22 protein-coding genes and 9 pseudogenes are annotated in these 25847 nt (G+C 66.5%); 12 read left to right on the top strand and 19 right to left on the bottom strand.

The window, feature by feature from the left end; all coding sequences use genetic code 11:
• Positions 1-365 precede the first annotated feature (365 nt).
• The 18 genes and pseudogenes from E6W36_RS14130 to E6W36_RS14055 all read right to left on the bottom strand — a co-directional run bounded on the left by E6W36_RS14130 (position 366) and on the right by E6W36_RS14055 (position 15815).
• A complete protein-coding gene (locus E6W36_RS14130) occupies positions 366-1325 on the bottom strand; it encodes a GGDEF domain-containing protein (protein WP_222872997.1) in 960 nt (319 codons plus the stop codon).
• The gene (locus E6W36_RS14125; protein ID WP_222872996.1) at positions 1285-2316 is read right to left on the bottom strand and encodes a hypothetical protein; all 1032 of its coding nucleotides are present in this window, start codon (positions 2314-2316) and stop codon (positions 1285-1287) included. Before E6W36_RS14125 ends, E6W36_RS14130 begins: the two co-directional genes overlap by 41 nt.
• An 83-nt stretch (positions 2317-2399) precedes the next feature.
• On the bottom strand, positions 2400-3575 hold the full coding sequence (locus tag E6W36_RS23650; protein WP_484103600.1) for a sodium/proton-translocating pyrophosphatase: 1176 nt from the start codon (positions 3573-3575) through the stop codon (positions 2400-2402).
• Positions 3575-4493, bottom strand: a pseudogene (locus E6W36_RS23645) (sodium/proton-translocating pyrophosphatase); the annotation flags it as partial. The gene E6W36_RS23650 and the pseudogene E6W36_RS23645, both read right to left, overlap by 1 nt.
• A gap of 187 nt (positions 4494-4680) precedes the next feature.
• Complete coding sequence (locus E6W36_RS14115) at positions 4681-5154, bottom strand: hypothetical protein (RefSeq protein WP_222872995.1); 474 nt, start codon at positions 5152-5154, stop codon at positions 4681-4683.
• A gap of 45 nt (positions 5155-5199) precedes the next feature.
• Positions 5200-5877, bottom strand: a complete 678-nt coding sequence (gene thiL, locus E6W36_RS14110) for a thiamine-phosphate kinase (protein WP_246047747.1) — start codon at positions 5875-5877, stop codon at positions 5200-5202.
• Complete coding sequence (locus tag E6W36_RS19430) at positions 5793-6182, bottom strand: AIR synthase related protein (RefSeq protein WP_246047745.1); 390 nt, start codon at positions 6180-6182, stop codon at positions 5793-5795. The genes thiL and E6W36_RS19430 overlap by 85 nt, the downstream gene beginning before the upstream one ends.
• 2 nt (positions 6183-6184) lie before the next feature.
• Positions 6185-6662: pseudogene (nusB, locus tag E6W36_RS14105) on the bottom strand (transcription antitermination factor NusB).
• Positions 6655-7104 carry a 6,7-dimethyl-8-ribityllumazine synthase gene (gene ribH / locus E6W36_RS14100; protein WP_222872994.1) on the bottom strand — a complete coding sequence of 150 codons (450 nt, stop codon included), beginning with the start codon at positions 7102-7104 and terminating at the stop codon, positions 6655-6657. Before ribH ends, nusB begins: the two are co-directional and overlap by 8 nt.
• 18 nt (positions 7105-7122) lie before the next feature.
• A pseudogene (gene ribB, locus E6W36_RS14095) lies at positions 7123-8416 on the bottom strand (3,4-dihydroxy-2-butanone-4-phosphate synthase).
• A gap of 70 nt (positions 8417-8486) precedes the next feature.
• Positions 8487-9093 (bottom strand): annotated as a pseudogene (locus E6W36_RS14090) (riboflavin synthase).
• A 9-nt stretch (positions 9094-9102) separates the two neighbouring features.
• Positions 9103-10094, bottom strand: a pseudogene (ribD, locus tag E6W36_RS14085) (bifunctional diaminohydroxyphosphoribosylaminopyrimidine deaminase/5-amino-6-(5-phosphoribosylamino)uracil reductase RibD).
• Positions 10095-10113: 19 nt separating this feature from the next.
• On the bottom strand, positions 10114-10608 hold the full coding sequence (gene nrdR / locus E6W36_RS14080; RefSeq protein WP_222872993.1) for a transcriptional regulator NrdR: 495 nt from the start codon (positions 10606-10608) through the stop codon (positions 10114-10116).
• A 353-nt stretch (positions 10609-10961) separates the two neighbouring features.
• A pseudogene (gene glyA / locus E6W36_RS14075) lies at positions 10962-12261 on the bottom strand (serine hydroxymethyltransferase).
• A gap of 38 nt (positions 12262-12299) precedes the next feature.
• Positions 12300-12743, bottom strand: coding sequence for a ribose 5-phosphate isomerase B (gene rpiB, locus E6W36_RS14070; protein ID WP_222872992.1), 444 nt, complete (start codon positions 12741-12743; stop codon positions 12300-12302).
• Between the two features lie 365 nt (positions 12744-13108).
• A pseudogene (gene hemA, locus E6W36_RS14065) lies at positions 13109-14322 on the bottom strand (5-aminolevulinate synthase).
• Between the two features lie 170 nt (positions 14323-14492).
• A complete protein-coding gene (locus E6W36_RS14060; RefSeq protein WP_222872991.1) occupies positions 14493-15275 on the bottom strand; it encodes a glutamate racemase in 783 nt (260 codons plus the stop codon).
• 27 nt (positions 15276-15302) lie between these two features.
• A complete protein-coding gene (locus E6W36_RS14055; RefSeq protein ID WP_222872990.1) occupies positions 15303-15815 on the bottom strand; it encodes a M24 family metallopeptidase in 513 nt (170 codons plus the stop codon).
• A gap of 69 nt (positions 15816-15884) precedes the next feature.
• On the opposite strand from E6W36_RS14055, the gene hemB reads away from it, so the two are divergent.
• From hemB to E6W36_RS14035, 4 genes are all read left to right on the top strand, one after another.
• Entirely contained in the window at positions 15885-16868 is a 984-nt protein-coding gene (gene hemB, locus E6W36_RS14050) for a porphobilinogen synthase (protein ID WP_222872989.1), read from the top strand.
• Between the two features lie 61 nt (positions 16869-16929).
• Positions 16930-17772 carry a hypothetical protein gene (locus E6W36_RS14045; RefSeq protein ID WP_222872988.1) on the top strand — a complete coding sequence of 281 codons (843 nt, stop codon included), beginning with the start codon at positions 16930-16932 and terminating at the stop codon, positions 17770-17772.
• Positions 17709-18776, top strand: coding sequence for a hypothetical protein (locus tag E6W36_RS14040; protein ID WP_222872987.1), 1068 nt, complete (start codon positions 17709-17711; stop codon positions 18774-18776). The genes E6W36_RS14045 and E6W36_RS14040 overlap by 64 nt, the downstream gene beginning before the upstream one ends.
• A complete protein-coding gene (locus E6W36_RS14035) occupies positions 18724-19179 on the top strand; it encodes a fused MFS/spermidine synthase (protein WP_222872986.1) in 456 nt (151 codons plus the stop codon). The genes E6W36_RS14040 and E6W36_RS14035 overlap by 53 nt, the downstream gene beginning before the upstream one ends.
• On the opposite strand, the pseudogene E6W36_RS14030 reads toward E6W36_RS14035, so the two are convergent.
• A pseudogene (locus E6W36_RS14030) lies at positions 19154-19989 on the bottom strand (NAD(P)-dependent oxidoreductase). The gene E6W36_RS14035 and the pseudogene E6W36_RS14030 sit on opposite strands and share 26 nt — an antisense overlap.
• A 122-nt stretch (positions 19990-20111) precedes the next feature.
• Here E6W36_RS14030 and E6W36_RS14025 point away from each other — a divergent pair.
• The 8 genes and pseudogenes from E6W36_RS14025 (at position 20112) to E6W36_RS13990 (ending at position 25803) form a co-directional block, all read left to right on the top strand.
• Positions 20112-21337: pseudogene (locus E6W36_RS14025) on the top strand (threonine ammonia-lyase).
• 62 nt (positions 21338-21399) lie between these two features.
• A complete protein-coding gene (locus E6W36_RS14020; protein WP_222872985.1) occupies positions 21400-22311 on the top strand; it encodes a flagellar motor protein MotB in 912 nt (303 codons plus the stop codon).
• Between the two features lie 291 nt (positions 22312-22602).
• Entirely contained in the window at positions 22603-23160 is a 558-nt protein-coding gene (locus E6W36_RS14015) for an aspartate/glutamate leucyltransferase (protein ID WP_342776683.1), read from the top strand.
• Between the two features lie 37 nt (positions 23161-23197).
• A complete protein-coding gene (locus tag E6W36_RS14010) occupies positions 23198-23992 on the top strand; it encodes a TRAP transporter substrate-binding protein (protein WP_222872984.1) in 795 nt (264 codons plus the stop codon).
• Positions 23989-24330, top strand: coding sequence for a type 2 periplasmic-binding domain-containing protein (locus tag E6W36_RS14005; RefSeq protein WP_222872983.1), 342 nt, complete (start codon positions 23989-23991; stop codon positions 24328-24330). The genes E6W36_RS14010 and E6W36_RS14005 overlap by 4 nt, the downstream gene beginning before the upstream one ends.
• Positions 24327-24842, top strand: a complete 516-nt coding sequence (locus E6W36_RS14000) for a hypothetical protein (RefSeq protein WP_222872982.1) — start codon at positions 24327-24329, stop codon at positions 24840-24842. Before E6W36_RS14005 ends, E6W36_RS14000 begins: the two co-directional genes overlap by 4 nt.
• The gene (locus E6W36_RS13995) at positions 24839-25606 is read left to right on the top strand and encodes a TRAP transporter large permease subunit (RefSeq protein WP_222872981.1); all 768 of its coding nucleotides are present in this window, start codon (positions 24839-24841) and stop codon (positions 25604-25606) included. The genes E6W36_RS14000 and E6W36_RS13995 overlap by 4 nt, the downstream gene beginning before the upstream one ends.
• Positions 25603-25803, top strand: a complete 201-nt coding sequence (locus E6W36_RS13990; protein ID WP_222872980.1) for a hypothetical protein — start codon at positions 25603-25605, stop codon at positions 25801-25803. Before E6W36_RS13995 ends, E6W36_RS13990 begins: the two co-directional genes overlap by 4 nt.
• Positions 25804-25847: the final 44 nt, after the last annotated feature.

Raw genomic sequence — 25847 nt, 5'->3', positions numbered from 1 at the left:
AAGGCTCTAGCAGGCTGCTTAAAAGTGGAATTATACAGCTCCATTTCGTCATTCCGGCGAAGGCCGGAATCCATGGGAGCATATATATACAACGAATATAAGGTGTTGGCCATGGACCCCGGCCTGCGCCGGGGTGACGGCTGTGCGTTTGGAGTGCAGGAAATCACTTTTCAGCAGCCTGCTAGAGTCTGATGACATTGGATGGGATCGCCATTCCGATCTTCACGGAGCAGGCTGTAAAGTCCGCTCGTGGTGAGCTTGGACGAACCACGAGCCGCTCAGCCCTTCGTCCAGCTCAGGGGAGCGGCGCGTGTACAACCGTGCGATGGCGTGTGGGCCAACCTAAAGTCATCAGGCTCTAAGGGTCAGGCTGCCAGCCGCAGGCAATTTCGCCCGGCGTGCTTGGCGGCATAAAGCGCACTGTCGGTGCGGCTCATGAAGTCCTTGACCGTCTCTCCCAGGGTCCACAGCGCCAATCCGCCGCTGACCGTGACCGGGATCGGCTGGCCGGAGCCGGTAATGATCGGCTTGGCGGCGATGGCCTCGCGCATGCGCTCAAGAACGCGCTGCCCATCCTCGATCTCGATGCCGGGTAGCACCAGCGCGAATTCCTCGCCACCAAGGCGTCCGCAGATATCGCTGGCGCGACAGGCGGCGACAAGGGCGCGGCCGACACCGACGATCACCTCATCGCCGACGCCATGACCGTAGGTATCGTTGATGCGCTTGAAATGGTCGATGTCGAACATGGCGAGCAGGATTGGGCGGCCGCTCATTGCCGCCTCATCAAGCGCGATTTCGAGGCAGCGCATGAATTCCCGCCGGTTGCACAGGCCGGTCATCGGATCGGTGACCGCCAGGTGGCGAAGAGTCTTGTTGGCGCTGTCGAGCTCGCGCGTACGCTCGCGCACCCTTTCTTCAAGTATGTTCTGGGTTTCCCAGATACGCGCCGCCATATCGTCGAAAGCGCGCGCCATCTGGCCGATCTCGTCGCGCCGGTGGGTCGGCAGCTTGAAGTCGAGGATGTCCGGCTGCTCGCCCGACAGTGACTTGGCCAGTTTCTGGGCACCCGACGTGAATTTGGTCAGCGGCCTGCTGATGAGGCGATTGAGCAGGCCATGAACGGCAACGGCCTGCAGGGCAATCAGCATGAACCCTGCGGTCAGCACCAGAAGCGCTGTGCGGTATGCCTGGGCGTCCACCAGCATGGTGGGGTACATGGTCACCGAGTACCAGCCATTCTGATCCAGTTTGTCGACCGTGATGAAACGCTTCAGGGCGTCGTTACGCATGACCGTCTTGGGAGTCGCCGACAGGGTTTGCACGGCACCCCAGAGCGCCTTGAGTTTGGGGTCCCGCGTGGTCGCGAGATCGAGGTCGGTTTCCGGCCCCAGACTGTTCTCGCCTGCATATTCGGAATGGAAAATCAGGCCCGTCGGCGGAAACCAGCGCCCAGATGGCATGGGGCGGCGCGCTGTCCCGCATGTCCTCGACGATGTCACGCAGCATGATGCTGTTGCCCCAGGCGCCGACATGTTTGCCTTTGACGTCGACCGGCGTCATGCAGCCGGTGGTCCAGGTCTGGCCGGTGCGATCGTATATGATGCGTTGCAGCCCGGTGCAGCGCATCCGCCGCGAGGAATTATTTTCCGGCGTTGTGATCGAGACGAACTCTTCCCTGCGGAAATCGAAATTCGCAGGGGCCTGCCGCCGGTAGAACATCAGCCGATCATGGCGGGACGGCGCAAACACCACCAGCCGGTTGGTGGGCGTGAAATAGAAAAAGCTCTTGAAACCGCCATCGAGGGAGCGCAGCGAGCGCACCACCTGATAGGCGGCGAGGATCTGCCGCTTGTCTTCCAGCGTCATCGCATTCGCGCCGCCAAGAAACGCGCCGATGCCGTAGGTTACGCCGCCACGGGTGTCGGCGGTCCCCTCGTAGAGCCCCGGACTGCTGCGCCGGGTGCCGTCCCCGAACTCCGGGAACAGCGTATCGAACTGCGACTGAAGCTCTTGGCCGTCGACATGGCTGAGGCTGAGATTGAACAGATCGGTCGCCTTGCGATGCAGGGTCGCGATCGCGTTGAACCGCGCGTTGTTCTTGCGAACCTGCTCCTCGTTGAACGCCCGCAGCGATTTGACGACTTCTGATAGCTGGTCGCGCCGCTCGACCTTGAAAGCACCGAACGCGAGCAGGATCGTAACGCAAAACAGCAGGCACAGGATGGGCAGTAGCGCCTGCCGCACGATCGGCTGATTGCCGTAGCGTTCCCGCACAGCCTCAAGCAACGCTTTCCTGTTGTCGCTTCGCACCATGGGCATGGGCTAGCATGGCGACATTAACGCGGTATAAAAAATGCAGGCGGAGTCGACGACGCGAGTCCGCCCGCCAAGCGCCCTTAGTGCCGCGCCGCCAGCGCCGCCAGCAGCAGCAGCGCGACGATGTTGGCGATCTTGATCATCGGGTTGATCGCCGGGCCGGCCGTATCCTTGTACGGATCGCCCACCGTATCGCCGGTGACGGCTGCCTTGTGCGCCTCCGACCCCTTGCCGCCGTGATGACCTTCCTCGATGTATTTCTTGGCGTTGTCCCAGGCGCCGCCACCCGAGGTCATCGAGAGCGCGACGGCCAGACCGCCGACGATCACACCCAGCAGCAGCGCGCCAAGCGCCGCAAAGCCGTTCGCCTGGCCGGCAATGGCGCTGATGACGAAGTAGACGACGATCGGCGCCAGCACCGGCAGCAGCGACGGCACGATCATCTCGCGAATTGCCGCCTTGGTCACCAGATCAACCGTGCGGGCATAATTCGGCTTCGAAGTGCCATTCATGATGCCCGGATTGTCCCGGAACTGCGCGCGCACCTCCTCGACGACAGCCCCGGCGGCACGGCCGACCGCTGTCATCCCGAATGCGCCGAACAGATAGGGCAGCAGCGCTCCCAGCAGAAGGCCGACCACCACGTAGGGATTGGCGAGCGAGAAATCGACCGCCAGATCCGGGAAATAGGCCTTAAGGTCAGCGGTATAGGCGCCGAACAGCACCAGGGAAGCAAGCCCTGCCGAACCGATGGCATAGCCCTTGGTCACCGCCTTGGTGGTGTTGCCAACGGCATCCAGCGCGTCGGTGTAAACCCGCACGCTTTTGTCGAGCCCCGCCATCTCGGCGATGCCGCCTGCATTGTCCGTCACCGGGCCGTAGGCGTCCAGCGCCACGACCATGCCTGCAAGCGCCAGCATGGCGGTTGCCGCGAAGGCGATGCCGATCAGCCCGGCCAGCAGATAGGCGATGATGATGCCCGCGCAGATCACCAGCGTCGGCAGCGCGGTTGCTTCAAGGCTGATCGCCAGGCCCTGAATGATGTTGGTGCCGTGCCCGGTCTCGGACGCCTTGGCGATCGAGCGAACGGGACGGAATTCGGTGCTGGTGTAGTATTCCGTGATCCAGACGATCAAGCCGGTCACGGCCAGGCCCACCAGGCCGCACAGATAAAGGCTCATGCCGGTGAAGGTCGATCCGCCTGCGGTCAGGCTCGTAGCAATGCCAAGACCGAATTCGATGGCACCGTACAGCAGGCCGACCGACAGGATGCCCGTGACGGCAAAGGCTTTGTAGAGTGCCCCATGATGTTCTGCGAACCGCCGAGCCGCGCGAAGAACGTGCCGGCAATCGAGGCGACGATGCATACGCCCCCATCACGAGCGGCAGCGCCATCAGCTTCGCCAGCAGCGCCGGGTCCTGCCCGCTCGCGAACAGCAGAGCGGAGAGCACCATGGTCGCACCAACAGTGACCACATAGGTCTCGAACAGGTCCGCGGCCATGCCGGCGCAGTCACCGACATTGTCGCCGACATTATCGGCGATCACTGCGGGATTGCGGGGTCGTCCTCCGGGATGCCGGCCTCCACCTTGCCGACGAGATCCGCGCCGACGTCCGCCGCCTTGGTGAAGATGCCGCCGCCCAGACGCGCGAAGATCGAGATCAGCGAAGCGCCGAAGCCAAGTGCTACCAGCGCGTCAACGACGGTGCGATCGTTCGGCGCCAGCTTGAGCCCGATTGTCAGAATGGCGAAATAGCCGGCAATCGCCAGTAACGCGAGCCCGGCAACCAGCATGCCGGTGATCGCGCCGGACTTGAACGCCAGCGTCAACCCGGCCTGCAGCCCGCCGCGCGCGGCTTCCGCCGTGCGCACATTGGCCTTGACCGAGATGTTCATGCCGATGAAGCCGGTGGCGCCGGAGAGCACCGCGCCGATGATGAAACCGATCGCCGGATAGACGCCGAGAAACAGCAGAATGATAATGCTCATCGCCACGCCGACGACGGCGATTGTGCTGTATTGCCGGCTGAGATAGGCGCGCGCGCCTTCCTCGATTGCGGCGGCGATCGTCCGCATGGTCTCGTTGCCCGTAGGCGCGGCCAGGACGCTGCTGCGCGTCACAAGGCCGTACAGTACCGCAAGTGCGCCGCAGACGACACTCGCCCAAATCATGCTCTCCATGAAACCTCCCGATAACTCCCCAGTGCCATCGGGCATCGCGGCCACCATGCCGCCGGTGCGCACATTGCGCCCGGCTTATGCGCATGGCCTCCCGGCGCGCATGCCCTTATGCCCAGCTTGCGTTGGGAAAAATCAAGATGCAATGCGGGAATACGCGCCGCATGCCCGCTTTCTTGGATCAGATCGGCATTGCCGCGATAATGTGCGCCGAAAGCACGGCATCCGACTCCAGCGCCTTGTTGGCGATTTCAGCCAGCAAGCGCTCCGCCTTGGCGAAATCGATCTGGCGCGGCTGGCCGGCAAGCGCCAGTTTGGCGGTCGAGAACCCTTCGTTGACGGCGGCGCGCACAATCGGCAGCCGGCCTTTCACAAAGCCGTCCTTGCCGTTCTCGACCTCCAGCGAGACTTCCATGGTCACATAAGTCGAGAGCTTGCCCCGCTCGTCCACCAGCGGCACGGTCAGGCGTTCCAGCTCGACAAACACCGGCTCGGTTGACTCCTCGCCATGGCCGCCCTTCTTTTCCGCCTTTTCTTCGGCCTCGGCATGTGCTGCGTCGGGTGCGGCTGCGGGCTTTGGCGCCAGAAACATAAAATATGCCGTCGCGCCGCCGCCGCCGAGCGCAAGTCCGCCAGCCAGTAGCAGGATCGGCACGATGGGCGGCTTTTCTTGGGTGGCGTGCCTTCTGGCGCTGCGGCTTCAGTCTTCGCCTTTTCCGGCGCTTTCGACATAGTGATGCTCAAATCCTGCCTGCGGGGCCGGCACGGGGCCCTTGGAGTCGAGCAGTCTTGCGCCCTGACCCGCAGCCACCCGGCCGATGCAGGTGAGCATAAGGCCAAGACGTTGGGAAAGTGCTAAGATCGCGGTCGCCGCATGCGGCGGTGCCGTGAACGCCAGTTCGTAGTCGTCACCGGCGGTTGCCGCTGTGGCCCGCTGCGCCAGGTCCTCGCCGCAGTGCGCCACATAAGCCGGCGACAATGGGATCGCCATCGCATCGATATCGATCGCGACGCCGCTGGCTGCGGCGATGTGCCCGACATCCGCCAGCAGCCCATCGGATATGTCGGCCGCAGCACTCGCCAGATCGCGCAGAGCCAGACCCAGCGCCAGGCGCGGCTGCGGCCACCAGTAGCGGTCGCGCAGAAAGATCGCCGCATCACCCTGCGCCTGCGTGCGCGCCAGCGCCAGCCCGGCACCGGCGTCGCCGATGGTGCCGGAGACCCAGAGCCTGTCGCCGGGCTGCGCGCCGGTCCGCGCCAGAGCGCGGCCTGCGCCGCTGTAGCCGATGGCGGTCAGCGACAGCACGGTCGTCTCACCCGGACAGATGGTGTCGCCGCCGATGAGCGGCAGGCCGAACGCCAGGCAGGCGCGCTGCAAACCGACGACAAACTGCTCGACCCATGCATGGGTGCGCCCCTGCCCAGCCCCAGCCCAAGCAGACAGGCGCGCGGCACGGCCCCGGTCGCCGCCAGATCGGAGGCATTGACGGCCACCAGTCGCCAGCCGATGCTCGCCGGCGGATCGTCCGGCAGGAAGTGGACGCCCTCGGCCATCATGTCCTTGGTGAGCGCCATGTCCGCACCCTCGGCGGCGAGCACGGCGGCATCCGAAAGCAGGCCGCGGGCGGCGGGGTCCCCGGCCAGTGGCCGAAGCAGGGTCTCGATCAGATCGAACTCGCGCAAGCTCAACCCAAGCGGCCGAGACCGCGCGCGGCGCGATCCAGCAGGCCGTTGACGAAGCCGACCTCCGGGCCGTCCTCATAGAAACCGCGCGCCACCTCGACATATTCGCTGATGACCACGGCGGGGAACGTCCAGCCGCGCCAGCAACTCGTAAAGTGCTGCACGCAGGATCTGCCGCAAGGGCTTGTCCAGCCGCGGCACCGTCCAGCCCTCGCCCAGATTCTGCGCGATGACGCCGTCGATTTCCTCCAGCCGGGAAGCGGCACCGGCGAACACGTCGGCGAAGTAGGCAGCATCCGCCTTCACCAGCGGCGCGCCCTCGATGTCGCTGCCCAGCCGGTGATCGATGAACTCCTGAACAACACGCGCCGGCAGCCCGCCGTCCGTCATCTCCAGCTGATAGAGCGCCTGCACCGCTGCGAGCCGCGCTGCACCGCGCGCCGAGACCGGCTTTGGCTGTCGTGCCGCCGCCTCACGCATCGTCGCTATCCAGCGCATGAAAGTGCCGCTGCAGCTCGACCATGCGCAGCATGGCCTCGGCGGCCGCCTTGCCCTTGTTGCCCTGCGTAACGCGCGCACGCCGCCAGGCCTGCTCGCCGTTTTCGGTGGTGAGGATGCCGTTGCCGATGGCCAGTCCGCGATCGACCGACAGGGTCATCAGGCCGCGCGCGGACTCGCCGCAGACATAATCATAGTGCGTGGTCTCGCCGCGGATGACGCAGCCAAGCGCGACGAAGCCGTCGTAATGTCCCGTGTCGGCGGCATAGCCGATCGCCGCTGGAATTTCGAAGGCGCCGGGCACGGCAATCCGGTCGTAGGTGACGCCGGCAGCGTCCAGGGCCTGCGCGGCGCCTTGCGCCAGCTCATCCGCCAGATCCGCATAGAAGCGCGCTTCGACGATCAGCGCGTGAATTTTCGTCATGGGTGCATCCTTTTCGCCTCAAGGCCTATAGGAAATCCGTCGCTCTTCAACGATGTTCAGGCCGTATGCCTCCAGCCCGATCACGGTGTGCGGGGAAGAGTTCGTCAATAGAATCATATCTTTGACGCCAAGATCGACCAGAATCTGCGCGCCGATGCCGTAATCGCGCAACGTTTCGTGCTCCGCTGCGGGGTTGCGCCGCTGCGCGCTTCCAGCGACTGGCTGAGCCGGGTCGGGCGCGTATCCCGGATCAGGACGATGACGCCGGACCCCTCCTCCCCGATCGCGGTCATTGCCGCCTGCAACTGGCCGCAGCGCGGGCCGTCTTCCCCAGGAAATCCGGGAACAGCGAGATCGCATGCATGCGCACCAGTACGGGCTTCGACACATCCAGCCTGCCTTTGATGAGCGCCAGATGCTCGGCATATTCAGCCGTATTCACATAGCAGCGCGCCTGCCAGTCGCCGCCGAAGCGGCTCTTGAACGGTGCCTGCGCGATGCTTGCCACCAGCGTGTCGTGGCGGCGACGATAGGCGATCAGATCGGCGATGGAGCCGATCTTCAGGCCGTGCCGGCGCGCGAACGGCACCAGATCGTTGAGACGCGCCATGCTGCCGTCGTCGTTCATGATCTCGCAGATAACCCCCGCCGGGGTCAGGCCGGCCAGCCGGGCGAGATCGACTGCTGCCTCGGTATGGCCGGCGCGCACCAGCACGCCGCCATCGCGTGCCATCAGCGGAAACACGTGACCTGGAGTCACGATGTGCTCCGGCCCTTTGCCCGGGTCGATCGCGACCTGGATCGTGCGGGCGCGATCGGCGGCGGAGATCCCCGTGGTCACGCCGTCGCGCGCCTCGATCGAGACGGTGAACGCGGTCTGGTGCCGGGTGCCGTTGTGCTGGGTCATCAGCGGCAGGTTCAGCTCCTCGACCCGCTCCCGGGTCATCGACAGGCAGATCAGGCCGCGGCCATAGCGCGCCATGAAGTTGACGACCTCCGGCGTCGCCATCTGGGCCGGCACCACCAGATCGCCCTCATTCTCGCGATCCTCGTCGTCGACCAGGATCACCATGCGGCCGTTGCGCGCATCCTCGATGATGTCTTCGATGGGCGAGAGCACCCGGGTCGTCGCGTCGCAGCCGGAAAGATAGGCTTCCAGCTTGCGCAGCGTGTCGGCCGTCGGGTTCCAGTCCGGCCGGTCGGCAAGGCGCAGCGAGTTCGGATGAAGACCGGCGTCGCGCGCCAGTCCGGCCTTGGTGACGTCACCGGACGTGAGCAGGCTCTGAATGCGGTCGATGGTCTGGGTAATCATGGCGGGCTCCTCTCGCCAAGACTGCCACTTTCACATTACAATGTGAAGAGTCGGATGCCGAACAAACAGTTCAGTGTGCGCGCACAGCCTGCAGGCGCGCGATATAGCGCGCCAGAACGTCCATCTCCAGGTTGACCGGCTGGCCGGCGACGGCAGCGCCGAAGTTCGTCCACTGCAGGGTGTGCGGGATGATGTTGACGCCAAACAGCACACTGCCGTCCGGCTGATCCTCGACCGTGTTGACGGTCAGCGAGACGCCGTTGACGGCGATCGACCCCTTGGGTGCCAGCGCTGCGGCCATCGCCTGCGGCGCCGCAGCACAAAGCGGCGGCTGTCACCCTCCGGCGTGATCGAGACGATGGCGCCAACCGCATCGACGTGGCCGGTGACGATGTGGCCGCCCAGTTCGTCGCCCACCCGCACCGAGCGTTCGAGATTGACCGCCGCACCCGTGCCCCAGCCGCCGAGGGTGCTGCGCGCCACCGTTTCCGCCGATACGTCGACAGCAAACGCGCCGTCGCGCTTGTCGACGACGGTCAGGCAAACCCCGTCGCAGGCGATCGATGCCCCAAGGTCGACGGTTGCGAGATCGTAGGCGGTGGCGATCCAGAAGCGGGCGTCGCCGCGCGCCTCTTTGCTGCAACCCTGCCGATGTCCGTGATGATGCCGGTGAACATGGCGTCTCCTTACCGGGTCCGCGCGAAGACCGCCAGATGGTCCTGACCAAGCGTGCGGCGCTGCAGGCAGGTCCAGCGGCCATGCGCGTCGGCCAGGTCCGTCAACCCGATGTCACCAAGCGCCGGCAGCCCGGCACCCAGCAGGATCGGGGCCTGATACCAGAGCAGGCGGTCGACGAGATCGGCGGCGACCAGCGCGCGCGCCAACCCTGCCCCGCCCTCGACCAACAGGCGATTGACGCCAGCATCCGCCAGTTCGCGCAGCGCCGCCGGCAGGTCCGTGCCGTCCAGCACCCGCGCCGCGCGGGCTGCACGACCGCTGAGCCGTGCTGGGATCGCGGTCCAGGTGCGGCTGACGACATAGGGCTGCGGCGTGCGATCCTCGAGGCCGGGCAGCCGCACGTCCAGCGCCGGGTCGTCCGCTGTGAGCGTGCCGGAGCCGACGAGAATGGCGTCATGCCGGGCGCGCTCCAGATGCGCGTGCGCGCGCGCATCCGGCCCGGTGATCCAGCGGCTGGTGCCGTCGGCAAGGGCGATGCAGCCATCCAGGCTGCTGGCGATTTTCAGCGTCACCTCCGGGCGGCCATCGGTCAGGCGGCGGCGGAACCCGGCGATCAGGCGCTCGGCCTGCCCCTGACCTGGACCGACCTCGACCGGGATGCCGGCCGCGCGCAGCCGCGCCACTCCCTGGCCGTGGGTGCGCGGGTCGGGGTCGAGGCAGCCGACGACAACCCGCGCGGGCCGGCGGCCGAGGATGAGGTCGGTGCAGGCGGGACCGCGGGCACTCTCGTGCGCGCACGGCTCGAGCGTCACGTACAGGGTGCTGGCGGCAGCGCGCGGGCCGGCCTGGTCCAGCGCCAGCGCTTCGGCATGGGGCGGCCGCCGGGTGCCGTGACGCCGCGACCGACGATCTCGCCGCCGCGCACGATCACGCAGCCGACCGCAGGATTGGGCCCGGTACGCCCGACCCCGCGCTCGGCAAGCGCCAGCGCCGCCGCCATCCAGGCGGCGTCCGGGCGCTCAGTCATCCGCCTTGGCGGCCCGCCAGGAGGTCGGCATGCCGACGCGGCTGCCGAGCTGGCCGACGAATTTCTCGAAATCGCGGGCCTCGCGGAAGTCCTTGTAGACACTGGCGAAACGGACATAGGCGACCGGATCGAGCTGCTCCAGCGCCTCCATCACCATCTCGCCGATCAGATCGACCGCGACATCGTTTTCGCCCAGCGACTCCAGCCGGCGCACCAGCCCGTTGACCATGCGCTCGACGCGCTCCGGCTCGACCGGGCGCTTGCGCAGCGCGATCATCACCGAGCGTTCGAGCTTGTCGCGGTCGAACGGCTCGCGCTTGCCGGATTTCTTCACCACGGTCAGCTCGCGCAGCTGCACCCGCTCGAAGGTGGTGAAGCGGGCGCCGCACTCGGGGCACTGCCGCCGCCGGCGGATCGCCGAGTTGTCCTCGGTCGGCCGGCTGTCTTTCACCTGCGTGTCGATATTGCCGCAAAACGGGCAGCGCATGAGAGTTATCGCCCCATCAAAGTCAATATGTGCCTAGGTAGTCGGTCATTTTGAAATCATGCCGCTCACCCTGAGCTCGACGAAGGGCTGAGCGGCTCGTGGTTCGTCAAGCTCACCACGAGCGGATTTTCAAACTGACCCACTACCAGTGCCTACCATATATGGGGCCGTAACCGCTCGGCGGGTCAAGATCAATTGTGACCCGCGCGAATTTTCTCTTGTCGCCATTCCGCGCTTGACCCTCCCCGCCGGGGGACCACCCGCAGGGAGGTGGCGGGGTGGCGTGCAGCCCTCGGCCCCTCCACCGTACTGCGCATGGTCCCCTCCCTTCAGGGAGGATTATTTCGTATGCGTCAGCCGTAGATCGGGAAGCGGGCGCAGAGCGCCTTGACGCGGGCGCGCACATCGGCCTCGACTGCGCCATTGCCGTCGGCACCGTTCGCGACCAGCCCGTCGATCACGTCCGCGATCATGTCGCCGATCGCCTCGAACTCGGCGACGCCGAAACCGCGGGTGGTGCCAGCCGGCGAGCCGACACGGATGCCCGAGGTCTGGGTCGGCGGCAGCGGATCGAAGGGCACGCCGTTCTTGTTGCAGGTGATGCCCGCGCGCTCCAGCGCCTCGTCCGCCAGTTTGCCGGTCACGCCCTTGGGGCGCAGGTCGACCAGCGCCAGGTGCGTGTCCGTGCCGCCGGCGACCAGGTCGCAGCCGCGCTGCTTCAGCCGGGCGGCCAGCGCCTGCGCGTTTGCCACCACGGCCTGCGAATAAGCCTTGAATTCCGGCTGCAGGGCCTCCCCGAACGCCACCGCCTTGGCCGCGATCACGTGCATCAGCGGCCCGCCCTGCAGGCCGGGGAACACGGCCGAGTTGAACTTCTTGGCCAGCGCCTCGTTGTTGGTCAAAATCATGCCGCCGCGCGGGCCGCGCAGGGTCTTGTGCGTGGTCGTGGTGACCACATGGGCATGCGGGAACGGCGACGGGTGCACGCCGGCGGCCACCAGCCCGGCAAAGTGCGCCATGTCGACCATGAACAGCGCGCCGACCTCGTCGGCAATGGCGCGGAACGCCGCAAAGTCGATGATGCGCGGATAGGCCGAGCCGCCGGCGATGATGAGCTTGGGCGCATGTTCCTTCGCCAGCGCGCGCACCTGGTCGAAGTCGATCCGGTGGGTGTCCTCGCGCACGCCGTAATGTACCGGCGAACCACTTGCCGGACTGGGCGGCGGCGGCACCATGGGTCAGGTGACCGCCGGCGTTGAGGCTGAGCCCCATGAAGGTGTCGCCCGGCTGCAGCAGCGCCAGGAACACCGCACCGTTCGCCTGCGCGCCCGAATGCGGCTGCACGTTGGCGAAGCCGCAGCCGAACAGCTGCTTGGCGCGCTCGATCGCCAGGCTCTCGGCGATGTCGACATGGTGGCAACCCTGATAGTAGCGCTTGCCGGGATAGCCTTCGGCATATTTGTTGGTGAGCACCGAGCCTTGCGCTTCCAGTACCGCACGCGAGACGATGTTCTCGGACGCGATCAGCTCGATCTGGTCCTGCTGGCGGGCGAGTTCGCCCTTGACGGCCTCATGGAGCGCCGGGTCGGCCGCGGCGAGCGAGGCGGTGAAGAAGTCCGCGGCGCGGATATCGGTCTTGGGTGCAGTGGCCATGGGGCAGCCTCCTCGTATCAGCAGGGCAAAAGATGAAATCAGCAGTCGGGATTGCCAAGCATATCCACCCGGCGCTGGTGACGCCCGCCTTCGAACGGCGTCGTCATGAAAGCCTGAACGCAGGCGCGGGCGACATCCGGCCCGATCAGCCGCGCGCCGAGCACCAGGATGTTGGCATCGTTGTGGCTGCGGGCGAGCTGCGCCATCTGCGCGCTGGTGCACAGCGCCGCGCGCGCCGCCGGGTTGCGGTTGGCGGCGATGTCGATGCCGATGCCCGAGCCGCAGATCGCGACGCCGCGCGTGGCCCGGCCGTCCGCGATCGCCTTGGCAACCGCATAGCCAAAGGACGGATAATCGACGGAAGCGGTCGAGTAGGCGCCAAGGTCAAGCACTTCTGCGCCAAGGGCTTGCAACTCGGCGATCACGAGGTCCTTGAGGGCGAAGCCGGCATGGTCGCAGCCGAGAGCGACGGTCAGGGTCATAGGAAAGCCTTGGGAATCGGTATTGGTTGTGCCGCTAAAGCATCCCCTTCAATGTGACCCGGGACCGGGATAGAGCGCATGTCGCATTGAAGGGGAAAAGATGCTATAGATTTAAAATTTATATAGAGCAACTTTGGTCTTAAAATCCGCTTTGCACATGCCATCGGACTGAGGCGGATTATAAGACCGTTGCTCTACCACAAGCGGGCGGGTGCGACCAGCCCACTCAGCGAGGCTGTGCCCCGGTTCTTGATATTGCCGCTCACCCTGAGCTCGACGAAGGGATGAGCGGCTCGTGGTTCGTCAAGCTCACCACGAGCGGTGTCTTAAATTGATACAAACCGCATAGGACAAAATGCCAGGACTCAAGCCGCCAGCTTCAGTTCCAGACGATCCCAGACTTCGAGCAGGGCCGAGCGCAGTTCCTCCAGCATCGCGTCAGTATGCATCGGCCCCGGCGTGAAACGCAGGCGCTCGGTGCCGCGCGGCACGGTCGGGTAATTGATCGGCTGGACGTAGATCCCGTATTCAACGAGCAGGATGTCCGAGAGGCGCTTGCACCGCGCGGCATCCCCACCAGCAGCGGCACGATGTGGCTTTGCGACGGCATGACCGGCAGGCCGACCTCAGCCAGCATCGCCTTGAGCTTGCCGGCCCGGTCCTGCTGGGCCGTGCGTTCGACGGCGCTGGCCTTGAGGTGGCGCACGCTCGCCAGAACGCCCGCGACCAGAACCGGCGACAGCGAGGTGGTGAAGATGAAGCCCGGCGCGTAGGAGCGGATCACATCGATCAGCACCTTGTCGGCGGCGATATAGCCGCCCATGACGCCGAACGCCTTGCCCAGCGTGCCTTCGATGATGGTCAGCCGGTGCATCTGGCCGTCGCGCTCGGCGATGCCGCCGCCGCGCGGGCCATACATGCCGACCGCATGCACCTCATCAAGGTAGGTCAGCGCGTTGTACTTGTCGGCAAGGTCGCAGATGGCGCTGATCGGCGCGATGTCGCCGTCCATCGAATAGACCGACTCGAAGGCGATCAGCTTGGGCGCATCGACGGGTGCCGCCGCCAGCAGTTCTTCCAGGTGCTCCAGATCGTTGTGGCGGAAGATGTGCTTCTCGCAGCCGGAATTGCGGATGCCGGCGATCATCGAGGCGTGGTTCAGTTCGTCGGAGAAGATGATGCAGCCCGGCAGCAGCTTGGCGAGCGTCGACAGGGTGGCTTCGTTCGATACATAGCCGGACGTGAACAAAAGCGCGGCCTGCTTGCCGTGCAGGTCGGCGAGTTCAGCTTCCAGGTCGAGGTGGTAGTGGGTGTTGCCGCCGATGTTGCGCGTGCCGCCCGAGCCGGCGCCAACGTCGTGCAGTGCTGCTTCCATGGCGGCGATCACATCCGGATGCTGGCCCATGGCGAGATAGTCGTTCGAGCACCAGACCGTGATCGGTCGGGCGCCGTTGTGGCCGGCGAAACAGCGCGCGTTCGGATAGGCACCCTTGTTGCGCAGGATGTCGATGAACACCCGGTAGCGTCCTTCCTGGTGCAGCCGGTCGATCGCGTCCTGAAAAATGCGCTGATAATCCATCTGCCTGCTATCCTTCTGTACCCCACGGCCCAGCTTGCCAGCGGGGATGGCGTCCGGCTCAGCATCTTCCATACTCCGCGACGCCGATCCAGACGAAACAAATGTTTCCAACATCGCTGATAGCCTAGTTAAATGAATGCAACCTTTCCAAGCGCATGCCTCAAACGGGATTACAGCCCCTTGATCTGCATCAAACCGCGTTCCGCAAGCGCCGGACCAAGCGCCTGCGCGCTCTCGTCCAGCCGGGTGAACACCGCCGTGCCGGCAGATGGCGTATCGGGCCAGCCCTGTCCCTGCGTCAAATGCGCCACCCGGCGGGCGATGCCGTCGGCGCTGTCGACCCAGGCGACCGGATGCGGCGCAGCGGCGGTCAGTTCGTCCGCCAGCAGCGGGAAATGCGTGCAGGCCAGCACCACGGTGTCGAGCGCTGCATCCTGCGCAAAAGCGGCGTGAGCGCTGCGCGGATCTCGGCGGGGTCCGGCGTCGCCCCGCGCAGTTTGGCCTCGGCCGCCGCGACGAGCGCGGGCCCCATGGCGCAGCACCCGCTTGTCGGCGGCGAATTCCGCCGCCAGCCGGTCGACATAGGGCTGGCGCACGGTGACGGCGGTGCCGAGCACGCCGATCACCCCGGTCCGGGTCAGGCTCGCGGCCGGCTTGATGGCAGGCACGGTGCCGACCACCGGCACGTCGAGGGCGGCGCGCACGTCAGCGAGCGCGATGACCGACGCCGTGTTGCAGGCGATGACGATCAGGCGCGGGTTATGTCGTTCCGTCAGCCGGCCGAGCAGCGCCGGCACACGCGCGGTCAGCTCCGCTTCGGTGCGCGCGCCGTAGGGATAGCCGGCGTTGTCCGCGCAGTAGACGATCGGCGCCGTCGGCAGGCGCTTGCGCACGACATCGAGGATCGAGAGGCCGCCGACGCCGGAGTCGAAGAACAGCAAAGGCTGATGCATGCCTGAGGCTTTAGCCGCTCGTGGCGCTTATGCAAGGCGCAGCGTGCGCCGGACCCGGCCGCCCAACCGCTGCTCCGGCGTATAAACGCCCGCCTCCAGAGCGATCCACTGCCCGGCCTGCAACGGCACCCGCCAGTCGGACGCTCCGCCGGCCATGAACGCGGCAGCATGCATCCACGGCGCATCGAGCCGGGATCGGCCGGCTGCAGCGAGGTCGTCGAGCGTCAGGCCCGGCCGCGCAGCGGACGCCATGGCGGCCAGCGCCGCTTCGATCTGGCGCAGCAACCCTGCCTGCTCGGGTTGAACAAGGCCGCCGACATGCAGGGTATGGGTCTCCCGGGCAAACTCCACGACCACAGGTTGGCCGGCGACCAGCGGCGCATCGTCCGCGCAGCCGACGGCGTAGACGTGACGCGCGCCCAGGCGGACCGCGATATCCCGAGCCGTCAGCGCGCCGGTCGCCCAAGCCTTATGCATACCCGCCAGCGGCATCGCGCCAAACGCCGCGCCTGCCGCCAGCATCGTCCGCCGCGTCATCATGTCGTGCCTCCAGCGTTGATAGGACCTGTTGTCCCATGTAGCACTGTCTCACCCCAAAGCGAGCACGCCATGCCCTACCCCGCCACCCGCCTTCGCCGCAGCCGACGCCATGCCTGGTCACGCGCGCTGGTCGCAGAGACCCGGCTGACGCCCGCCGACCTCATCTGGCCGCTGTTCGTGATCGAGGGCAAGGATGCGCGGGAGCCGGTCGCATCGCTTCCCGGCGTTGAACGCCTGAGCGTCGACCTTGCAGCGCAGGCGGCAAAGGATGCGCGCGACCTCGGCATCCCGGCGGTCGCGCTGTTCCCCAATACGCCGGCGCATCTGCGCGACGCCACCGGCCGCGAGGCGCTGAATCCGGACAATCTGATGTGCCGGGCGGTCAAGGCCATCAAGGACGCCGCCCCAGAAATCGGGGTCATCACCGACGTGGCGCTCGACCCCTACACCAGCCATGGCCATGATGGGTTGCTCGGGCCGGACGGAGACATCGCCAACGATGCAACCGTCGCGGTGCTGGTCGAACAGGCGCTGCTGCAGGCACGGGCCGGGGCAGACGTGATCGCCCCTTCCGACATGATGGATGGGCGGATCGCGGCGATCAGGGCGGCGCTGGAGGCCGACGACCGGCCCAATGTCCAGATCATGTCCTATGCTGCGAAATACGCCTCCGCCTTCTACGGCCCGTTCCGGGATGCCGTCGGCTCGGGCGGGCTGCTGAAGGGCGACAAGCGGACCTACCAGATGGACCCGGCCAACACGCAGGAAGCGCTGCGCGAGGTCGCTGAGGACCTGGCCGAGGGCGCGGACAGCGTCATCGTCAAGCCGGGCCTGCCCTACCTCGATATCGTGCGCCGCGTGCAGGAGGCCTTCGCCGTGCCGGTGTTCGTCTATCAGGTGTCCGGCGAGTATGCGATGCTGTCCCGGGCCGCCGAAGCCGGCGCGTTCCCGCTCGAGGCGGCGATGCTGGAGACCCTGCTCGCCTTCAAGCGTGCGGGTGCCAGCGGCGTCTGGACCTACTTCGCGCGCGACGCAGCAAGGCTGCTCGGATAGCGTTAGCGCGATGGCAACCTCTGGCGGCTAGAAAGTTTGCAAACCGCCGGGGACCCGCACCATGACTGCACCGATGACCATGCCACCGGCGACGCTTGCTGCGCCCGGCGTCCGGGTGACGTTCGTCGCGACGGTGTTTCTCGGCTCGTTCCTGCTGTTTCTGGTGCAGCCGATGTTCGCGCGCATGGCGCTGCCGCAACTGGGCGGCTCGCCCTCGGTCTGGAACACGGCGATGGTATTCTATCAGGCGACCCTGCTTGCCGGTTATGCCTACGCCGACCGGCTGGGGCGGCTGCGCCAGCGCTGGCAGACCGCCACGCATGCAGCGCTGTTCGCCGCTGCGGCGCTCTGCCTGCCGATCGGGCTGGCCGCCTGGTATCCCGCACCCGGCGCAGTGTCGCCGACACTGTGGCTGATCGGCCTGATGGCAGTCTCGATCGGCCTGCCGTTTCTCGCGGTCTCGGCGCAGGCACCGCTGATGCAGCGCTGGTACGCCCATACCGACGCGCCGGACGCCGCTGACCCGTATTTCCTCTATGCCGCCAGCAACGTCGGCAGCCTGCTGGCGCTGGTCGCCTACCCGACGCTGGTCGAGCCGAATGCCGGCCTGCATATGCAGGCGCTGGGCTGGTCTGCCGGGTTTCTGGTGCTGCTGGTGCTGATCCTGGCCTGCAGCCGCCACGTCAAGCACGCAGCCATTCTTGCCGCCGATGTCTTGCCGCAAGAGAAGCCAGGACTTGCGACCAAGCTGCTGTGGCTGGTGCTGGCGGCGGTGCCGTCCGGCCTGATGCTGGCGGTCACCACCTATCTCACCACTGACATCGTCGCGATGCCCCTGCTGTGGATCATCCCCTGGCGCTGTATCTGGTCACGTTCATCATCGCCTTTTCGTCGCGCCCGGTGATCTCCGCGCAGACGAGCGCCACCATCGCCTGCGTTCTGCTCGTGCTGGTTGGTGGCTTGAGCTTCGCCGACAGTCACAAGCAGCCGTTTCTGGTGATGGGCGCGCTGCTGGCGCTGGTATTCTTCGTCACCTTGGCGCTGCATCAGCAACTCGCCAGCCGGCGACCGGGCGTCGTGCAACTGACCCAGTTCTATTTCTGGATGTCGCTCGGCGGCGTGATCGGCGGCGGCTTCACCGCGCTGCTGGCACCGCTGCTGTTCCAGGGTGTCTATGAATTCCCGTTGCTGCTGCTGGCATCCGCTGCGTTGCTGACGCCCGGTGCGCCGCTGACCACCCTGCGCGGCTTCTTCGAGCGTCATGCCCGCCCGTCCCTGCTCAACGTCCTGATCCCCGCCCTGGCGCTGGTCGCAGCGCTTGTGCTGTTCATCGACAGCAGCGACGGCCTTGAGAAGGCGACGCTCGCGACACCGTTCTGCGCCGCCATGCTGGTGGTGACGACGCTGGCCGCCGCCGGCCGACGCTGGCGCTTCACGGCGAATGTCGCCGCCTGCATTCTGGGCTTCGGTGGCATGCTGGCGTTCGTCAAGGCGCAGGCCGCGATGCATCAGGAACGCGGCTTCTTCGGCGTCTACCGGGTCGGCGAAGACCATGCGAACCAGATGCGCTGGCTGACCCACGGCACCACCCTGCATGGGGTCGAGTCGCTGAAGCCGGCGCTCGCGTTCACTCCGCTCAGCTATTATGCGCCGGCCAGCGGCCTCGGGCAGATCGCGCGCGCGCTGCCGGACCAGGCCAGGGTCGGCCTGGTCGGCCTGGGGCCGGCTCGACCTTCTGTTACCGCAAGCCGGGGCAGGTTTGGACCAGCTACGAGATTGACCCGCGCGTGGTCGCGATCGCCACCGACCCCGGCTTTTCCGCTATGTCCGGCACTGCGCGCCGGATGCACGCTTCGTGATCGGCGATGCGCGCCTCAAGCTGGCGACGACGCCCGAGGCGGCCTATGATGCGCTGATCGTCGACGCTTTCTCCTCCGACTCGATCCCGCTGCACCTGCTGACCCGCGAGGCGGTCGCGCTGTATGCCTCACGCGTTGCACCGAACGGCGTGCTGCTGGTGCATATCTCGAACCGGTTCATGGACCTGTCGCCGGTGGTGGCGGACGCCGCGCGCACGCTCGGCCTGCAGGCGACGCTCTATCTGTATCAGCCCGGCGCCGGCGCCAAGGATCGCGGCGAGACGCGGTCGATCTGGATCATGCTGACGAAGTCGCAAGCCGTGCAGCGCGCATATCTGGCGCAGGTGCGTCCCGGCTGGACGCCGCTCGAGCCCACGCCCGGCTTCAAGGGCTGGACCGACGACCATGCGGACATCCTGTCGGTGCTCAACGCGCTGAAGCAAGGCGCGTGATCAGGCTGGAGGTATCCCAGCGACCGCCGCCAGCCGCCTGCACGTCCGCGTAGAACTGGTCCACAAGCGCGGTCAGCGGCAGGCGCGCACCGGCGCGACGGGCCTCCGCCAGCACCAGACCGAGATCCTTGCGCATCCAGTCGACCGCGAACCCGAAGTCGAACCTGCCGGCAAGCATGGTGGCGGCGCGGTTGTCCATCTGCCAGCTCTGGGCTGCCCCTTGCCGATGACATCGATGGCGGCCGCGCCATCCAGTCCGACGCTCTGGGCAAAATGCAGGGCCTCGGCCAGCCCCTGCACGACGCCGGCAATCGCGATCTGATTGACCATCTTGGTCAACTGGCCGCTGCCGGCCGGCCCCATGAGCCCGACCCGCTTCGCGTAAGCCGCCAGCAACGGCTCGGCGCGCGCGAAATCTTGCGGAGCCCCGCCGACCATGATGGTGAGCTGGCCGGACTCGGCCCCGCCTGCCCGCCCGAGACCGGGGCATCCAGGAAGCCGATCCCGCGCTCGCGTGCTGCATCCGCCAGCCGGCGGCTAACCTCGGCAGAGACGGTCGTGTGGTCGATGTAGAGGCTGCCCGGCGTCATGGCGGCAAACGCGCCCTCCGGGCCCATGGTCACGGCCTCAAGGTCCGCATCCGCCCCGACGCAGGACAGCACGAACTCCGCGTCCTGCACAGCCTCGGCCGGGGTCGCAGCGATCCGGCCGCCATGCGCGCCCGCCCAGCGCGCCGCCTTGTCCGGGCTGCGATTGTAGACGGTCACCGCATGTCCGGCCTTCGCCAGATGCCCCGCCATCGGGGCCCATAACCCCAGCCCGAGAAACGCCACACGCGCCATATCGACTTCTCCTCTCGACACTTGGCGCACGGGTTACGGCAGGCTACAGGGCTTGGCAATTTCCCAGCAGCCTGAAGGCTTTTCCCGACCATGACCAGCAATGCGCTTCCCGTGACTTACGAGGACGTCCTCGCCGCCGCCGAGAACCTGAAAGGCGCGGTGATCGATACGCCGTGCCTGCTCAGCCGCACGCTCTCGCAGATCACTGGAGCCACCGTCTGGCTGAAGTTCGAGAACCTGCAGTTCACAGCCGCCTTCAAGGAGCGCGGCGCGCTCAACCGCCTGCTGGCGCTGACGCCGGAGCAGCGCCGTCGCGGCGTGGTCGCGATGTCGGCCGGCAACCATGCGCAAGGTGTCGCCTACCACGCCAGCCGGCTCGGCATTCCGGCGACCATCGTGATGCCGGTCTCGACTCCGGTCATCAAGGTGCAGCAGACCGAAAGCCACGGCGCGACCGTGATCCTGCACGGCGAAAAGCTCGAAGAAGCAACCGAACATGCCCGGCGGCTCGAGGTGGAACGCGGCCTGACCTTCGTGCACCCGTTCGACGATCCGCTGGTGATCGCCGGCCAGGGCACGATCGCGCTGGAGATGCTGCGCGACGTGCCGGAGATCGACTGCCTGTGCGTGCCCATCGGCGGCGGCGGCCTGATTTCCGGCATGGCGGTGGCCGCGCGCGCCCTCAAGCCGAGCATCGAGATCGTCGGCGTCCAGGCGGAATTATACCCTCCATGGCGGCCAAGGTGAACGGCTACGAGGCCGTATGCGATGGCGACTCGCTGGCCGAGGGCATTGCCGTCAAGCATCCGGGCGACATCACCTTCCAGATCGTCAAGGCGCTGGTCGACCATATCCTGCTGGCGTCCGAGACCGATCTCGAACGCGCGGTCTCCATGCTGCTGACGATCGAGAAGACCGTGGCCGAGGGTGCGGGTGCCGCCGGCCTCGCTGCCATGCTGGCGCGGCCGGAGCGCTTCCGCGGCAAGACCGTCGGTCTGGTGGTGTGTGGCGGCAACATCGACACCCGCCTGCTCGCCAATGTGCTGCTGCGCGAACTGGCGCGCGAGGGCCGGCTGGCGCGCCTGCGCATCCGGCTGAAGGACCGCGCGGGCGAACTCTACAACGTCACGCGCATCTTCAACGACATGCAGATCAACATCATCGAAGTCTCGCACCAGCGCATTTTCTCCAAGCTGCCGGCCAAGGGAACCTATGCCGACATCGAGTGCGAAACGCGCGACGCCCGGCATCTCGACCGGCTGATCGAGGCGCTGCGCACCCGCGGCTACGACGTGCGGATGATCGAGACTGTCTAACCCTGCGTTTACCATTGACCTGCTAGACCGGGTCGCCGGCAGTTCCGGCGACAGGACAAGCCATGGCCAAAGCACGCGCAGACGCCCGACCGATCATCATCAAGAAGGTCAAGAAGATATCCGGCGGCCATCATGGCGGCGCCTGGAAGGTCGCCTATGCCGACTTCGTGACCGCGATGATGGCGTTCTTCATGCTGCTGTGGCTGCTGACCGTCTCTGACAAGGTGACCCTGCAGGGCATCGCCGACTATTTCACGCCGTCCAACGCCACCATGTCCAACTCGTCCGGGTCCGGCTCGATCCTGGCGGGCCAGTCATTGGAGAAGGAAGGCGCCAAGGCGTCCGGCTCGATTACGCCAAGCGAGAGCACCTCGCAGCAGCAGCGCACCGAGCAGGACTCCGCGCGCGACAAGCAGGACAATATCGAGGGGCCGCAATCGACAGCCTGGGAGTCCAAACTGCCGACTGAGGGTGACACCCAGTTGCTGAAGGCCGAGCAGGGCCTCAACACGGCGATCCAGGAAATTCCCGACCTGCACAACAACCGCGACCATATCATCGTCGAACAGACGCCCGAGGGCTTGCGGGTGCAACTGGTCGACCGCGATCAGCGGCCGATGTTCAAGCCCGGCAGCGCGGAACTCTACCCCTTCGCCCTGAAGATGATCACAGCACTTGGCACCGTGATCGCCAAGATGGAGAACCGCCTGTCGATCCAGGGGCATACCGACAAGGCCGGCGCCGAGTCACGCAGCGCCTACACCAACTGGGAGCTGTCGTCCGACCGCGCCAACACCGCGCGCCGGGCGCTGCTGGATGGCGACGTGCCGGTCGATCGCTTCGCGGAGTCCGTCGGCAAGGCGTCAACCGAGCCGATGTTTCCGGACGATCCCCTGCGCCCGGAAAACCGCCGCATCACCCTGTTGCTGATGCGCGAGGCCCCGGCGGTCGACCCGGATTTCGGCGAAAATTGATCGTTAACCCATCTTCCGCAACGATTAACCCTTTGTTCATCTTTTCGGATTGCACGCACCAGCCTATAGTGGACCCAAGCGTTGTGGATCGGCGCAGCGCGGCCAGACAAAAGCAGTGCGCATCGCCCGTGACCACGCAATCCTTTCGCTTTCCACGCTTTTTCGCCACGGCTCCCGGGCCGTGCCCCTATTGCCGGATCGTGTGGAACGCAAGGTGTTCACGGAGCTGGCCGGTCCGGAGCCTGGTGCCCTGAACGATCGCTCACGCACCACGGCTTCCGTCGCAGCCAGATGGTGGCCTATCGCCCATCCTGCGATGGCTGCAACGCCTGCGTTTCCGTACGCATTCCGGTCGACCGGTTCGTACCGAGCGCCAACATGCGGCGGGTCCTGAAGCGCGGTGCCGCGATCACCCGCACTGTCTGCCAGCCCTGGGCGACCGACGAACAATATGATCTCCTGCGGCGCTACCTTGCCGCCCGCCATCCGGATGGCGGCATGTCGAACATGGACGTCGGCGACTATGTCGAGATGATCGAGCGTTCGCCGGTGCCGACCACGATTTACGAATACCGCCTCGCAGAGCGGTTGATCGGCGTCTGCCTCACCGATCATTTCTGCGACGGCGTCTCAATGGTCTACAGCTTCTTCGATCCCGATTGCGCAGCGTACAGCCTGGGCACCTACATCATCCTCGACCATATTGCCGTCTGTGCGGAGTCTGGGCTGCCATACGTCTACCTCGGCTACTGGATCGCCGGCTCGCGCGCCATGGACTACAAGCAAAGGTTCCAGCCGCTGGAAATGCTTGGGCAGGACGGCTGGACAGGCTTCGCAACAAACGCCTAAAGTTCTCCTGAAAAACGCAAAAGCGTGTGGGGAACGGGTGAGCGAGCAACAGCCCAGAATCGGCCTGAGCCGACGTGCGCTGGTGGCGTCCGCAAGCGTCGCGGTCGTCGGTGCGGGTGCCGCCGCCCTCAGCAGCGTCAATCAACCGACCGCTCCAGCTGCTACGCTGCGCGCGCGGCGCACGCTGCGCCTGGTCACCAGTTGGCCGCGCAGCTTTCCGGGCCTTGGCACCAGCGTCGAACGGCTGGCGAACCGCATCGCCGCTACATCGGAGGGCGCACTCGCCGTGCGCATCTTCGCCGCCGGCGAGCTGGCGCCGGCAAACGGCGTGCTGGCCGCTGTGGCGGAAGGCAAGGCCGACCTCTATCACAGCGCAGAATATTACTGGCGGGACCGCCACCCCGGCTTCAGCTTTTTCAGCAGCGTGCCGTTCGGCCTGACCGCGGATGAAATGAACGCCTGGCTGCATTTCGGCGGCGGCCAGGCGCTGTGGGACGAACTGAGCGCGCGCTTCAATATCAAACCGTTCGCCTGCGGCAACACCGGCTGCCAGATGGGCGGATGGTACAAGCGGCCCATCCGCAGCCTGGCGGATTTCAAGGGCCTACGCATCCGCATTCCGGGGCTGGGCGGAGAGGTTGCCGCCCGGCTCGGCGCTGCCCCGGTCACCCTGGCAGGCGGCGACATCCAGATGGCACTGCGCGACGGGCAGATTGACGCTGCAGAGTGGATAGGCCCGTGGAACGACGTCGCCTTCGGCCTCCACAAGGCAGCGAAAACTATTACGGACCAGGCTTTCAGGAGCCGGGGTCGACCCTGTCGCTGGGCATGAACCTCGACCTGTGGCGCCAGTTGGACCCCGCAAGCCGGGCGATCATCGCGCAGGCGGCGGAGGCTGAAAACATGCTGATGCAAGCCGAATATAATTACCGCAACGCCATGGCGCTCCAGACCCTGGAAACCGACTTCGGCATCCGTGCTCAGCCGTTCCCGGACAATGTGCTCGACGCCGCGCGCGCTGCATCCGGCGCTTTGCTGGCGCGCATCGGCAGTCTCGACGAATTGACCGGGCGCATCTACGGCAGCTTCTTTTCCGCCCGCAAGCTGCTGGACGGCTGGACCCGCATCAGCGAACAAGCCTATCTGCAGGCACGCGGAACCGAGGCATGACACAGGACGGACCAGGCTGGCGCGAAGGCCTGCGCACCTGGTGCGCCACCCTCGACGGCCTCAACCGCCGGATCGGCACCCTGCTGGCCTTCCTGCTGCTGTTGTTGATTCTGCTGGCGGCGGCCATAACGGTAGCGCGATCGATCTTCGGCGTTGCATCGCTGCCGTTTCGCGGCACCATTGTCGTGGTCGGCGCGGCCGTGATGCTGGGCGGCAGCGGCTTTGCGCTGCTGATGGATGAGCACTTGCGGGTCGGCGTTCGCTACCGCAACAGCACGCAGCGCGAACAGGCACGGGTCTCGATCGTTGGCTACATCGCCTTCGTCCTGCCGATGCTTGTGATGCTGCTGTGGACGACTGGTCTGGCGGTCGTGCGTGGTGCCTACGCCATGCGCGGCGCCTGGAGCAACGTGCCGCTGACCGTGCTGGTCAACGGTGTCGCGTTTTTCGCCGTCCTTGCCGTCGCGGTGCAGGCCCATAGCTGCTTTCTGCGCGCCTGGTTGCGGCGATGAGCGGCGGCATCCTGGCGGCGGCGATGCTGCTCTCGCTGGCGACTGCTTTGCTGGCGGGATTTCCCGCCGCCTTCACGCTCGGCGGCGTCGCGCTTCTCTATGCGCTCATCGCGCTCCTGTTGCAGTCGTCCGGGCTGCTGCCACCGCTGATCGCCTGGGGCGACATCCTCCTCGCCAGCGACCGCATCCAGGCCATGGCGACCAACCCGACCCTGCTCGCTGTGCCGTTGTTCGCGGCGATGGGCGCGATTCTGGATCGCTCCGGCGTCGCCGACGATCTGATCCAGGCGATGCACCGGGCAATGGCGCGCCGCCGCAGCGGCAATGCGCTTGCGGCGCTGCTGTCTGGCATCCTGCTGGCGCTGGCCGGCAGCCTGGTCGGGGCGACGGTGGCCGCGACTGGCGCCTTTGCGCCAACAACAACTGCCGACGCTCGCTGGGGCGATAACGGCGGCGGGGGCGCTTGGGCAGATCATACCCCCTCGATCGTGCTGGTTCTGCTCGCCGATAGCCTAGGCAGCGCGCAGGGCGACGCTGCGCAGTCGCTCGGCGATTATGCCACAGCGCCGATTGGCGTGCCGGACCTGTTCGCCGCCGCGCTGGCCCCGGCCTGCTGCTGGCGCTGCTGTTTCTCCTGTATTGCCGCCTCGTTCCCGCGTCCGCACGCGGGACAGAAGCAGCCGCACCGCCGCTTTGGGCATCCGCCGCACGCGTGCTGGCGCTGGCGGCGAGCGTTCTCGGGCCGCTGTTTCTCGCGGAGATGAGCATCGTCGAGGCGGCCGCTTGCGGTGCCGCGGCGAGTCTGTGGATCGGCGCCACCCGCGACCGCACACCGCCACTGGTCTGGGCCGGCGGGGCCGCGATGCTGGCCCTGGTCGGACTGCGGCTGCTCGGACCGTTGACAGGCCCCAGCAGACCGTCGGCCTTGGCCTCGCCATCCTGGCGCTGGTCGGCTGGCTGAACGCGCTCGGCGCGCTGCACGCCCGCCGCGACCTCCTGCCGGCC

The organism is Hankyongella ginsenosidimutans, from assembly GCF_005144965.1.
GTDB lineage: Bacteria > Pseudomonadota > Alphaproteobacteria > Sphingomonadales > Sphingomonadaceae > Hankyongella > Hankyongella ginsenosidimutans.
Note: the sequence above shows the minus strand (reverse complement) of the source record. Positions and strands in the feature narration are given on the sequence as shown.

What these genes read in the sequence shown, in the direction of transcription:
- E6W36_RS14125 (WP_222872996.1), bottom strand. Translation starts at nt 2,316, where the DNA reads ATGGTGCGAAGCGACAACAGGAAAGCGTTGCTTGAGGCTGTGCGGGAA.
- ribH (WP_222872994.1), bottom strand. Translation starts at nt 7,104, where the DNA reads ATGACGAAAATTCACGCGCTGATCGTCGAAGCGCGCTTCTATGCGGAT.
- nrdR (WP_222872993.1), bottom strand. Translation starts at nt 10,608, where the DNA reads ATGCGCTGCCCGTTTTGCGGCAATATCGACACGCAGGTGAAAGACAGC.
- rpiB (WP_222872992.1), bottom strand. Translation starts at nt 12,743, where the DNA reads ATGACCCTGACCGTCGCTCTCGGCTGCGACCATGCCGGCTTCGCCCTC.
- E6W36_RS14060 (WP_222872991.1), bottom strand. Translation starts at nt 15,275, where the DNA reads ATGCATCAGCCTTTGCTGTTCTTCGACTCCGGCGTCGGCGGCCTCTCG.
- E6W36_RS14055 (WP_222872990.1), bottom strand. Translation starts at nt 15,815, where the DNA reads ATGATGACGCGGCGGACGATGCTGGCGGCAGGCGCGGCGTTTGGCGCG.
- hemB (WP_222872989.1), top strand. Translation starts at nt 15,885, where the DNA reads ATGCCCTACCCCGCCACCCGCCTTCGCCGCAGCCGACGCCATGCCTGG.
- E6W36_RS14045 (WP_222872988.1), top strand. Translation starts at nt 16,930, where the DNA reads ATGACTGCACCGATGACCATGCCACCGGCGACGCTTGCTGCGCCCGGC.
- E6W36_RS14020 (WP_222872985.1), top strand. Translation starts at nt 21,400, where the DNA reads ATGGCCAAAGCACGCGCAGACGCCCGACCGATCATCATCAAGAAGGTC.
- E6W36_RS14015 (WP_342776683.1), top strand. Translation starts at nt 22,603, where the DNA reads ATGGTGGCCTATCGCCCATCCTGCGATGGCTGCAACGCCTGCGTTTCC.
- E6W36_RS14005 (WP_222872983.1), top strand. Translation starts at nt 23,989, where the DNA reads ATGAACCTCGACCTGTGGCGCCAGTTGGACCCCGCAAGCCGGGCGATC.
- E6W36_RS14000 (WP_222872982.1), top strand. Translation starts at nt 24,327, where the DNA reads ATGACACAGGACGGACCAGGCTGGCGCGAAGGCCTGCGCACCTGGTGC.
- E6W36_RS13995 (WP_222872981.1), top strand. Translation starts at nt 24,839, where the DNA reads ATGAGCGGCGGCATCCTGGCGGCGGCGATGCTGCTCTCGCTGGCGACT.
- E6W36_RS13990 (WP_222872980.1), top strand. Translation starts at nt 25,603, where the DNA reads ATGAGCATCGTCGAGGCGGCCGCTTGCGGTGCCGCGGCGAGTCTGTGG.